Origin of the sequence: Nocardia sp. CA-135398 (assembly GCF_050955845.1) — a bacterium.
Classification (GTDB): Bacteria; Actinomycetota; Actinomycetes; order Mycobacteriales; family Mycobacteriaceae; genus Nocardia.
Map to the genome: position 1 here is coordinate 1,919,905 of NZ_CP192084.1, position 11,548 is coordinate 1,931,452.

At 66.4% G+C, this 11,548-nt stretch carries 10 protein-coding genes; 4 read left to right on the forward strand and 6 right to left on the reverse strand.

Annotated features, from left to right (window positions below; genetic code table 11):
• The first annotated feature begins 119 nt into the window (after positions 1-119).
• Together ACQP1T_RS08595 and ACQP1T_RS08600 are read left to right on the forward strand one after the other, a co-directional pair.
• A complete protein-coding gene (locus ACQP1T_RS08595) occupies positions 120-404 on the forward strand; it encodes a hypothetical protein (RefSeq protein ID WP_433759409.1) in 285 nt (94 codons plus the stop codon).
• A gap of 141 nt (positions 405-545) precedes the next feature.
• Positions 546-2,492 (forward strand): cytochrome c oxidase assembly protein, encoded by a 1,947-nt coding sequence (locus ACQP1T_RS08600; protein WP_433759410.1) that lies wholly within the window; start codon positions 546-548, stop codon positions 2,490-2,492.
• A gap of 1 nt (position 2,493) precedes the next feature.
• Here ACQP1T_RS08600 and ACQP1T_RS08605 read toward each other — a convergent pair whose 3' ends face one another.
• On the reverse strand, positions 2,494-4,806 hold the full coding sequence (locus ACQP1T_RS08605) for a heavy metal translocating P-type ATPase (protein ID WP_433759411.1): 2,313 nt from the start codon (positions 4,804-4,806) through the stop codon (positions 2,494-2,496).
• A 16-nt stretch (positions 4,807-4,822) separates the two neighbouring features.
• Positions 4,823-5,623: a DUF2275 domain-containing protein gene (locus ACQP1T_RS08610; RefSeq protein WP_433759412.1), complete on the reverse strand. Its 801-nt coding sequence runs from the start codon at positions 5,621-5,623 to the stop codon at positions 4,823-4,825.
• Between ACQP1T_RS08610 and sigC the strand changes: the two genes are divergently transcribed.
• The gene (sigC, locus tag ACQP1T_RS08615; RefSeq protein ID WP_433759413.1) at positions 5,622-6,188 is read left to right on the forward strand and encodes an RNA polymerase sigma factor SigC; all 567 of its coding nucleotides are present in this window, start codon (positions 5,622-5,624) and stop codon (positions 6,186-6,188) included. The genes ACQP1T_RS08610 and sigC overlap by 2 nt on opposite strands.
• Before the next feature lie 247 nt (positions 6,189-6,435).
• Here sigC and ACQP1T_RS08620 read toward each other — a convergent pair whose 3' ends face one another.
• From ACQP1T_RS08620 to ACQP1T_RS08630, 3 genes are read right to left on the reverse strand one after another with little or no spacing between them, the layout of a single operon-like run.
• The gene (locus ACQP1T_RS08620; RefSeq protein ID WP_433759414.1) at positions 6,436-7,272 is read right to left on the reverse strand and encodes an ABC transporter ATP-binding protein; all 837 of its coding nucleotides are present in this window, start codon (positions 7,270-7,272) and stop codon (positions 6,436-6,438) included.
• Entirely contained in the window at positions 7,269-8,318 is a 1,050-nt protein-coding gene (locus tag ACQP1T_RS08625) for a FecCD family ABC transporter permease (protein ID WP_433759415.1), read from the reverse strand. Before ACQP1T_RS08625 ends, ACQP1T_RS08620 begins: the two co-directional genes overlap by 4 nt.
• Positions 8,315-9,406, reverse strand: coding sequence for an ABC transporter substrate-binding protein (locus ACQP1T_RS08630; RefSeq protein WP_433762097.1), 1,092 nt, complete (start codon positions 9,404-9,406; stop codon positions 8,315-8,317). Before ACQP1T_RS08630 ends, ACQP1T_RS08625 begins: the two co-directional genes overlap by 4 nt.
• A gap of 166 nt (positions 9,407-9,572) precedes the next feature.
• Between ACQP1T_RS08630 and ACQP1T_RS08635 the strand changes: the two genes are divergently transcribed.
• The gene (locus tag ACQP1T_RS08635; protein WP_433759416.1) at positions 9,573-10,034 is read left to right on the forward strand and encodes an STAS domain-containing protein; all 462 of its coding nucleotides are present in this window, start codon (positions 9,573-9,575) and stop codon (positions 10,032-10,034) included.
• 13 nt (positions 10,035-10,047) lie between these two features.
• Here the strand turns inward: ACQP1T_RS08635 and ACQP1T_RS08640 are convergent, their stop codons facing one another.
• Positions 10,048-11,226, reverse strand: a complete 1,179-nt coding sequence (locus tag ACQP1T_RS08640) for a DoxX family membrane protein (RefSeq protein ID WP_433759417.1) — start codon at positions 11,224-11,226, stop codon at positions 10,048-10,050.
• Between the last annotated feature and the right edge of the window lie 322 nt (positions 11,227-11,548).

Here is an 11,548-nt window from a genome sequence, read left to right on the forward strand (position 1 = left end):
CGCAAACGGTGGTGTGCTGCATATCACGAGTAACGGCTAACGATTGGCTAACGATTTTCGGAGCGTGGGGACGCATGCGGTCACCGCATTCCGGATCGAGCCGTAGAGAGGCATTGCCGATGGATACCGCCACGGCCCCAACGATTTTCGAAGATGTCGTCGAATCGTTGGACCGACTGCCCGGCTGCACCTTCCGCTTCGACAATGTGCCATGCCGACATCGCGCCGAATGGCATATCCGCCGACGCCCCTGCTGCCAGCCCAGCGGCGTCGACCTCATGTGCGACACCTGCTATTTCCGCATCCACTGCTTCTTCGCCATGGGCGTGCGATTCCAATGCGCCGGGTGCGGTGCGCGCTCGGATACCTTCGGCGCCATGTATCCCGTCGCCGTTCGGCTGTGACGCCTGCCGGATCCGCCATGTGAGGTGCGTCGCACCGGTCGCCGCCCAGGAACCAGCGGCGGGCCGCGGCCGACCTGTGTGCGAGGGCTGGCACGTGCATTGCCCGTCGCGGATCTCCGCTATCGAGGATTGGTGGAAAACGTGCAGGTCAAGCGATCGCTCGAGCATGTCGTCTGGCTGGTCGCGGCGATAGCCGCCGCTGCGCTCGTACTGGGCTCGGTGCTCGCGGCCGGCGATATGCCCTACCGGTCGGCGGGTATCGCGTATCCCGGGCTTTTGGATGTCCTGCTCTATGTCGCGCTACGGGTTGTCGCCGCGCTGGCGGGCGCGTTCACGCTCGGTGCGTTGATCTACGCGCTGTGCTGCACTGTGGTCACCGCGCGCGGTCAGGTCGACGTGGACGGCTATGCCGGGGTTCGGGTGGCGGAACGGGCGAGCCTGGTGTGGCTCGGCTCGGCGCTGGTCCTGATTCCGGTGAGCGCGGCGAATGTGGGCGGGTTATCGCTGAGTGCCGCGCTGGCGCGGGGGGCGGTCGGCGCATTGATCGATGCGAGCGAGCAGCCGAAGGCGTGGATCGTGGTCGTGGGGCTGGCGGGTGTCGTCGCGTTGTTGACGCGGCTGACCCTGGCGTGGACCGGACTGGTGGTGCCGACCGGGCTGGCACTGATCGCGGTGCTGCCACCCGCCATGGTCGGCAATGCGGGGGAGGGGCCGAATCACGACTTCGGCACCGGCGCGATGATCATCTTCCAACTGGCGGTCTCGGTGCTGCCCGGTGTGGCGTGGTGTGTGGCGGCGCAGGTGCGGCGCAATGGTTCCGAGGTGGCGACCGCGGTTCGGCGATACGTGTTCATCGGGCTGTTGTGTCTGGCCGCGGCCACGCTCACCGGGCTGGTGCTCGGTGCCATCCTGTTGCCGTGGTCGGCGCTGTTCAGCACGGGCTACGGTCGGCTGGCTCTGGTGGTCGTCGGCTCGGCCGTCGCCGTCGGCATCATGCTGAGAAGGGTCGCCGCCGAACATGATTCGAGCACACTGATCGCGGGAACTGGCGCGCTGTCCGTAGTCGCGGCGGCCGCCTTGGTGTCGATGGCTGTCCAACCGGCTCCGGCCTTCGCCGATCGCTCGTTCACCGCGCAGGAAGTGTTCCTCGGCTTCGATCTGCCGGGGCAGGCCGATGTCTGGCGACTGATGACCATGTGGCGCTTCGATATCGTCCTCGGTACCGCCGCTCTCGCCGGTATCGCGCTGTACGCCGCCGGGGTGCTGCGGCTGCGTCGGCGCGGCGACAGCTGGTCGCCATGGCGCACGCTGTCGTGGACCAGCGGCTGTGTGGCCCTGCTGATTTCGACGTCCTCGGGCATCGGCGCCTACGGCTACGCCATGTTCAGCATGCACATGATCACGCATATGGCGCTCAATATGTTCGTACCGGTGCTGCTGGTGCTCGGCGCGCCGGTCACCCTGCTGCTGCGCACCGTCCCCGCCGCACCCAAGGACGCGGTTCCCGGTGTGCGCGAATGGGTTCTGTGGATTCTGCATTCGCGCTCGACCGCGATTCTGGCCCATCCCGGCACGGCGATCACGGCCTTCGTACTCTCGCTCTACGGCCTGTACTTCACACCGCTGTTCCAGAATCTGATCCGGTATCACTGGGGGCACGTCTTGATGAACGTGCACTTCCTGATCATCGGCTATCTGTTCTACTGGGCCATTATCGGCATCGACCCGGGCCCGCGCCGCCTGCCGCATCTGGGTCGGCTCGGTATGTTGTTCGCCATCATGCCTTTTCACGCCTTCTTCGGCGTCGCGGTGATGTCGATGAATACGATCATCGGCGAACGTTTCTACGAACAACTCCAATTGCCCTGGCATCTGGACCCGCTGGCCGATCAGCGGGTCGGTGGCGGCATTGCCTGGGTCTCCGGCGAAATCCCCATCCTGCTGGTGGTCGGTGCGCTGCTGACGCAATGGGTGGCGCAGGATCGCCGCACCGCGGTGCGCACCGATCGCAAGGACGACGAGTACGGAGACTCCGAACTCGCCGCCTACAACGCCATGCTGGAGAAGCTGGCGCAGTCGCGCCGCTGACTCAGCGCGCGATCCGAACCTTTCGCAGCCGCAGGCTGTTCGAGACCACGAAGAACGACGAGAACGCCATGGCCGCACCGGCGATCAACGGATTGAGCAGGCCGAGCACCGCCACCGGGATGGCGACCACGTTATAACCGAAGGCCCACACCAGATTTCCCTTGATGGTGCGCAGGGTGGCGTGCGCGAGTTCGATGGCATCGGCTACGGCGGCGAGATCGTCGCGGACCAGGATCACATCGGCGGCCGCGATCGCGACATCGGTACCGGCCCCGATGGCCATGCCGAGGTCGGCGGTGGCCAGTGCGGCGCCGTCATTGATGCCATCGCCGACCATGACGATGCGCCGGCCCTGCTCCTGCATGCGCGTTATGAGTTCGACCTTGCCCTCCGGAAGCAGTTCCGCGACCATCTCGTCGATGCCGATCTCATCCGCGACCGACTGCGCGGCATAGGCGTTGTCACCGGTGAACATCATGACGCGCAGGCCGAGCGCGTGCAGCCGGGCGACGGCATCGGCGGCGGTGTCCTTCACGGTATCGGCGACCGCGATCACCGCGCGGGCCGCACCGTCGATTACCACGAGGACCACCGTGCGTCCCGCGCGTTCCGCTTGGCGCACAGCACGACTCAGCGTCTGCGGAACATCGATACCGCGTTCGTTCAACAGGCGCAGGCGGCCGACCATGACCTCGCGACCCGCCACCACACCACGTGCACCCAAACCGGTCAGCGCCGTGAAGGATTCGACATCCGGCAGTTCGTCGAGCACGGTCCTGGCATATCGGGTGATGGCCGCGGCCACGGCATGTTCGGAGGCCGCCTCCACCGCACCCGCCAACCGCAGTACCTCGTCCTCGGTCACCGAATCCGTCACGGTTACCCCCACCACGCTCATCGCGCCGTTGGTGACGGTTCCGGTCTTGTCCAGCACCACCGTGTCCACATCGCGGGTGGCCTCGAGCGCCTGATGGCCCTTGATGAAAATGCCCAGCTGGGCCCCGCGCCCGGAGGCCACCATCAGCGCCGTCGGAATCGCCAACCCCAACGCGCACGGACAGGCGACCACGAGCACCGCGAGGGCGGCCGAGGCGGCCAGGTCCACACCGGAACCGAGCAGCCACCACGTCGCGAAAGTGCCTGCCGCGACGGCGAAGACGAACGGAACGAAGACCGAGGAGACCTGGTCGGCGACGCGCTGCATGCGCGCCTTCCCGGTCTGCGCCTGCTCGACCAACCGGATCATGCCGGACAGCTTCGTATCCGCGCCGACCGCCGCCGCCTCCACGATGAGCCGACCGGTGAGCGCGGTGGTGCCGCCGACGACCGCCGTACCCTCGCTCACCTCGACCGGAAGGGATTCGCCGGTCATGGCGCTGGCATCCACACTCGACTCGCCGGAAACCACCAGACCGTCGGTGGCGATGGTCTCGCCGGGACGCACCACGAAGCGCTGTCCCTCGACGAGTTCGCCGATGGGGACCCGCATTTCGCGGTTGTCGCGGGTCAGCACCGTGACCTCGCGGGCCCCGAGCGCGGCGAGCGCACGCAGCGCACTGCCTGCCGAACGCTTGGCCTTCGCCTCGAAATACCGTCCGGCGAGCACGAACGTGGTGACGCCCGCGGCGGCTTCGAGGTAGATCGAATCGCCGGACCAGAACGCGTCCCACACCCCGTTCGGGATTTCGGTTCGGTCGGCGTGCAGGAACATGGTGTCCAGCGACCACAGCGTCGCGGTCGTCACGCCGACCGATACCAGGGTGTCCATGCTTGCGCTGAAATTCTTCGCGCCCGCCAGGGCCTTTCGATGAAATGGGCCCGCCGCCCACACCACGACGGGCAGCGCCAGCACGGTCAGGATGACCTGCCAGCCGGTGATCCGAGTGGCCGGGACCATCGCGAACATCACCGAAAGATCGGCGAGGGGAAAGAACAGCAGGAGCGCGACGACCAAGCGGCGGCGGAACAGATCCCGGACCGCGGCCTCCTCCGGGGCGGCGGAGACCGGCCCGGTGCTATCGGTTATCGGCTCCGCGCCATAGCCCGCCGCGACCACCTCGGCGCAGAGCTGATCGGCCGAAATGTCCTGGGCCGCATCGACGGTGGCGACGCCGGTCGCATAGTTCACCGAGGCCAGTACGCCGTCGACCTTGTTGAGCTTGCGTTCCACCCGGTTCGCGCAAGCGGCACAGGTCATTCCGGATACCGCCAGCGAAAATCGGGTGGCTTCGCGCTCCGGACGGGTGGCGGGATCTGGCCCAGTCGCCGCCCGACCGCCGCCTCTCATCGAATCGCTGCGCAATGCTGTGTTCATTCAATTCCGTTCGGTCTCAGGCGGCAGAATCTCGGGTCGAGCGCAGATGGCGGGTGCGGTGGCCGAATCGCGCGCCGGGTGGCAATGCGAGATCGGTGGGTGCCGGATTGCTGGTCCGGGTCGGCGGTGAGGTCTCGGGTCGGCGGGTGCGATGCACCACCACGACCAGCACCAGCGCGGCGACCAGAATGCCGTGTGAGAGCACCCGGGAAACCGGCACAACCCCCGAATACAGATCACCGATGACGAAGGCCGTGAGCGTTGTCACCAGCACGCCGAGCACCGGCAGCACACCGGAGGTGGCCTGCGGCCGCAGCGCGCAGTAGATGAATCCGATGCCGATCGCCAGGCTCCATGCCGTCGACTCGTTCATCAGATGCTGGGTCATCGCGGCGTCGTGGTGATGGGTCATACCGAAGTCGAATCCGGCGAACTGGCCGATCGCCAGCGCGCATTGCACGACCCCGAGCATGCCGAGCAGCAGCCTGATCCCTTGCATCGCGAAAAGTGATGTCCACCACCGCGATCCGCGCGGGCGCTCCAACTCGGCGGCGGCGAAAATGGCGTCGGTGAGGTCGGGTGCGTACGTCGAACCGCCGCGCAACAGGCGCGACGTCTCCACGGCGGCCGCGTACCAGGAACAGCACTGCGCGCACTGTTCCAGGTGTTCGTCGACGCGCGCCGCGGGCGCGGTTTCGCGTTCGCCATCGATCCGGGCCGACAGCGCGGTCCGGCATACCTTGCACTCCACGTCCAGTTTGTCGTCCGCCAGTACCAGAAAGTTCCCGGGGCGCGCCCGGGTTATTGTCGAACTCATGCCGACGCCCGCCGAGGATGACGAGACGACTCAGCTGGCACTGGCGGCGGCGCGTGGGGATCGACGAGCTCTGGAAGCTTTTATCCGGGCTACCCAGAAGGATGTCTGGCGGTTGACGGCTCATCTCACCGAGCTGTCGCGTGCCGATGATCTGACCCAGGAGACCTATCTGCGCGCGCTGGGCAGCATCAAGCGTTTCGAGGGTCGTTCCAGCGCCAGGACCTGGTTGCTGTCCATCGCGCGTCGCGTCGTCGTGGATCAGGTGCGGATGGCCGTGGCGCGGCCGAGCATCGCGCATGGCGTCGACTGGGTGGCCGCGGCGGACCGTCAGGTGGCGCGGCGCGATGGGCTCGCCGACATTGTCGAGCTGAAGCTACTGCTCGCGGATCTGTCCGCGGAGCGGCGGGAGGCGCTGGTGCTGACCCAGGTGCTCGGGCTGTCGTATGCCGAGGCGGCAGCGGTGTGCGGATGTCCGGTGGGCACGGTGCGGTCCCGAGTCGCACGCGCCCGCGAAGACCTCGTCGCCGCAACACGTTTCGGCGGTAAGCGTCGCGCCAACGGCTGACTTCGGTCGACCGCTGTCGAGCCGTCCCGTGCTTGCCGGAACCGACCAGCCGCGGCAACGGCTAGGCGTGCCGCTGCCATTTTGGCGGGATGAATTGAGCACAGTGCAGCTGCCGCGGCTTCCCCGCGTGACGAATCCCGAGTGCTCCGGCCGCGCGATTGCCTCGGTGTGCCGCCACTATCTCGGCGGCATGCATCAGGGCGGTGCAGTGGCTCGAGCAACGAATTCGGAGCGCCGATGCGACGGATTACCGAGCCGCCAAAGGCGATGCGGCATAACGCAACCGGACGACGCCATCGTCGTGCTGTTCGGCAGTGGCATTGACACCGAAGACATCGCGCAACAGCTCGGGCGTCATGACCTCGAGCACCGCACCCGCCGCGACGACCTTGCCGTGCTCGAGGACGACCAGCTGATCACAGCAGCGCACCGCCAGATCCAACTCGTGCAGCACGGCCAGCGTGGTGATACCGGTCGAGCGGACCAGATCGAGCAGTTCGAATCGGGCGCGCACGTCGAGATGGTTGGTCAGTTCGTCCAGGACGAGCAGGCGCGGTTGCTGTGCGAGCGCCCTGGCCAGCAGCACCCGCTGACGCTCGCCACCCGATAGCGAGCCGATCGGACGTTCGGCGTAGTCGGTGACACCGGTGCGCGCCATGGCATCCGCGACCGCCGCATGATCGGCCGCGGTGTCCCGGCTGAACAGGGCGTGATGCGGATTGCGGCCAAGGCCGATCAGCTCGGCGACTGTCAATTCCGGTGCACCCGAACCGTTTTGCAGCACCGCAGCTGTGGTACGTGCCGCCGCGCGTACCGACATCGCACTGATATCGGTGTCATCGATCAGCACCGTGCCCTGCTCCGGTCGCAGCGAGCGATAGATGGTGCGCAACAGCGTCGTCTTACCGCTCCCGTTCGGCCCCACCACGCCGACGACCGACCCCGGCGGCGCATGCAGCGTCACCGCATTCAACACCTGCGCGCCCCCGAACGCGATCGATACCCCTTCCACCGTCAACTCGGCGATCCGGCCACCCGGTGACTCGACCGGGCATCCGGTGCTGCGGGCGGGTTGCCCGGTCATGCGGGACCTCCCTCGCGGCGGAGCAGCCAAAGGAAGAACGGCGCGCCGAATGCGGCGGTGAAGATGCCGAGTGGGAGTTCGTTGGGGGCGTCGATGGTTCGCGACAGCAGGTCGACCAGGACCAGGTATGCCGCGCCGAGCAGTGCCGCCAGCGGTAGCACCCGGCGGTGGTCCATACCGAATGCCAGCCGTATCAGATGCGGAATCATCAAGCCCACGAATCCGATTCCGCCCGCCACCGCGATCAGCACGCCGGTCAGCAGGGAGGCCAGCACCAGCAGGGTGATCCGGGTGCTGCGGACATCGACACCGAGCGCGGTCGCCTGTTCGTCACCCGTGCCGAGCACATTGAGGCGACGGCCGAAAGCCAGCACGACGGTCACGACCACGAGGACCACCAGCGTCACCGGTCCGAGGCGGGACCAGCTCGCGCCCGAGACACTGCCCATGGTCCAGAACATCACCGCACGAAGCTCATTCGGAGTGGCGCGCAACTGGAGATAGTTCGTCGCCGCCAGTAGGAGATATCCGACGGCGACACCGGCTAGCACCAGTCGGGTCGGAGCCAAGGTGCCGCGTCGCTGTCCCAGTGCGAAAACCACTGCGGCGGTGCCGATTGCGCCGATGAAGGCCGCGGCCGATACGCCGATACCGCCGAGTGCCGCACCCGCGGTGACGATGACGGTCATCGCGCCGAGCGATGCACCGGAGGACAAGCCGAGCACATAGGGGTCGGCGAGCGGATTGTTCACCAGCGCTTGCAGAATCACGCCCGAGATCGCCAAGCCACAGCCGCAGAGCGCGGCAAGGATGACCCGAGGGAGGCGATAGTTCCAGACGATCTGGTCGACCGTGAATCCGACATCCGATGTTCCACTGGACAAGTGGGCGATGATGACTCGGCAGGTATCGGCAATCGAGACCGTTGCCGACCCTGCGCCGATGGATACCAGCATGACCATCAACAGAATTGCCAGTGCGACGGCAATCGCGACCGGCAGCGGCGTCGTCGCCAGCAACCGCTGTCGTCGGAGCGTGTTGGTCATGAGAACTGTTCGGGGTGGACGAGTCTGGCGATCTTCTCCACCGCGATGTCATTGCTCGGCCCGAGGTAGATCGAATCCGAGAGCACCGTGTATTTGGTGCTCTTGCTCGCGTTCCACTGCGGAAATTGCTCGAGGATCCGCTTGGCCGCGCCATCGATATCGGAATTGCGGTAGTTGACCACAATGAGTCCATCGATCGGGGTGACGGCCAGCTGTTCCTTGCTGATCGTCGCGAAAGTGGTTCCGTCCGTCCGGTTGAACGGATTCAGCGCACCGGCCTGCTCGATAATGTCGTTCCAAATACCGCCTGCCGCAATGGCCGAGAAGTCGCCCCCATCACCCATGCCCATATCCGGGAAGATCAGCAGCACATTCTTCCTGGGCTGTCCCGCCACCCGCGCGGATGTCTCGGCGATCTTGCGCTCCGTGTCCGCGATGAGCTGTTCGGCGCGGCCGGGCACATCGAAGATGATGCCGAAATCACGCAGCATGGCGTAGCTGTCCTCGATGGTCGGCGTGCCCGTGACAGCACCGTTCATACCGCAATTAGAGCGGGGCACATAGGTATTGGCTCCCGCACTGGCCAACTCTGCGCGCGTGGCGAAACCCTGATCGGCGGAGAAGCCGCCGCCTCCGGTGGAGATGACGAGGTCGGGATGCTGAGCGAGCATGGCCTCGCGGGGGATGTCCTGCAGGTTGTTCGGGATGATGCCGCCGGTCGGCAGGGCCGCGATGGCATCGGCGCGGCCGGACACATCGGAGGAGCCGTAGGACTGGGCATTGGCGATGACGCGGTCCGCGACGCCGAGCGCGACCAGCGACGAAATCTCGCCGATGGAACCGCCGTTCATCACCACGACCCGCTTCGGTGGCTCGGTGAAGGTATAGCTCTTACCGCAGTTCTCCACGGTGACGGGATATTTCGTGACGCCCTCGGTCGCGGCGGCGGTCGCGGTGGATGCGGATTCGGTGACCGTGGTCGAACATCCGGCGACGGCGAGGATGCCGACGGCCAAGGCCAGCGCAGCGGCACATTTCAATGGCGGTTTCGGTCTTTCGATGCGATCGCCGGTTTCGGTAGGGCGCATCCGCACCGCTGTATGCTGCATGAACACTTAGTCGTACGGCGCCACGCCCTGGTTCCCGAAAAATTTTTCGCATCCGTTACCGGGTGGCGCGCAGGATCCCTGTACAGACCCGGACGACCCTGCTTGACTGGTGAGACAGGTCCGACCGGACCGCAGGAGCCAGCGCATGTCCACGCATTTCGCTTATCCGGCAGGTAGACCCGCTGACCGTGACGAGACCGAACACGGCGAGCGCCTCGATATTTCGACCGTGCCCGGAGCGCGGATCGTCCAATTCACGGTGAGCCATCCGCGTGGTGATGTCACGCTGGTGGTCGTCGCGGGCGAGATCGATGTGGCGACCGCGCCGCGACTACGGGACAAGCTATTGCGCGCCTTCGGTTCTCAGGGCTCGATCATGGTCGTCGACCTGTCACCGGTCACCTTCTTCGCCGCCGCCGGGCTGACGATCCTGGTCGAGGCGCAGGCGGCGGCCGAAAAGGCCAACCGCCGAATGGTTTTGATCACCACGGTGCGCTGTGTCGATCGCGCCATCGAGATCACCGGACTCGCCACCAACTTCCGCCGCGTAGGCTCCTTGGCCGCGGCGCTCGCGGACCCTACACCGGGATTCGTTGCCCCGGTGTAGGGTCCGCGTGAATTCAGCCCAGTCGCGCCTCCACGCGGGCACGTGCCTTCGCGATCCGTTCCTGTGCGAGAGCCGCCCGCTCCTGAGCTTTATCGAGCTTGCGCAGCGCTCGGTCGACCCGCGGCTGCGCCTTCTTGGCACGCCGCTCGGCCTTCTCGGACAAGCGCGCACCGCGCTTCTGTGCCTTCCCGGAGAGTTCGGCGCCGCGTTTGCGTGCGGTCGAGGCGAGTTCGGGTCCGCGTTCCTTGGCGAGCTCGGCGAGCTCGATGCCGCGGTGCTGGGCCTTCTCCGCCAAGCGCGCACTGCGCTTCTGCGTCTTCTCCGAGAGTTCGGCGCCGCGTTCGCGTGCGGTCGAGGCGAGTTCCGGTCCGCGTTCCCTGGCGAGCTCGGCGAGTTCGGCCCCACGATGCTGAGCCATTTCGGCCAGATGCGCACCGCGCTCACGCGCCGTCGCGGCGAGTTCGGGCCCGCGCTCCTTGGCGAGCTCGGCGAGTTCAGCGGCCTTCTCGGCCAACTTCGCACTGCGTTCCTTGGCCAACTCGGCCCATTCCGGCCCGTGCTCCTTGACCGAATCCGCGATATCGGAGCCGCGCTCCTGCGCGACCGTCGCGACCCGCGTCGCCGCGACATCGCCGAGTTCGCGGGCCCGCACGGCGGCATCGACCGCATGCCGTCGCAGTGACTCGCCGGTCGCCGAATCCGTTGCGGTGAACGGCAATGCGGCCGAAACCGCCGCCGTGGCATTGCTCGCGGCGCGTCGACCACGCCAGCCGAGCGACGGCCTGCCCTCGGTATCCGCGCTGGCGATCATCAGGCCGCCGAGCAGACTCACATCCTTGAGGAAGGCATTGCGCTTGGCCGCCTTGCGTTCCGGATCCTTCTCCGCCCAGAAATCCTGTTCGGTGATCGTCGCGGGAATCACCGTCGCGGCCAAGGTGAGCGAGGCCAGGCGCGGAAACTTACCGAGGGCAAGTAGTACACCCGCCGAGACCTGGGTGATCGCATTGATTCGCACGACCGTCCCCGGATCGGCTGGCAATTTCGCGGCGATATTGTCGGGCAGCGACTGCTGACCCTGCTGGACCAGGGCCGCTGCCGCTTGGGTGCGCGGCTCTGGGTGGACCAGCGCGTCGACCCCGTCGGCGACGAACGCGGTCGCCAGCAGTGGTCGGGCAAATCGGCGTAGCAACATGACGTCCCTTTCCTCGATGGCTGAGGTTCGGGTAACCGCGTTCGGCGCTGTCAAACAACAAGATCAACACCCGAATCTGGGTTTGACCGGGTGTTCTGTCGCGCCGAACGGCCGTACCTCCGTACTGGACAGAAAGGTGGTGATGATGTTCGTTACGGTCTCTGAATCCTCCACCATAGGCAGGTGGCCGCATTCCGTGAGCTGAATTCGAGTGTGCGGATGCAGTGTCTCGTCGAGTCTGGCGCCAGCCCGGGCCGACAGGATGCGATTCTGCTCGCCCCATATGGTGCAGATCGGCGGGAATCCGGGGCCGGGGTGAAAA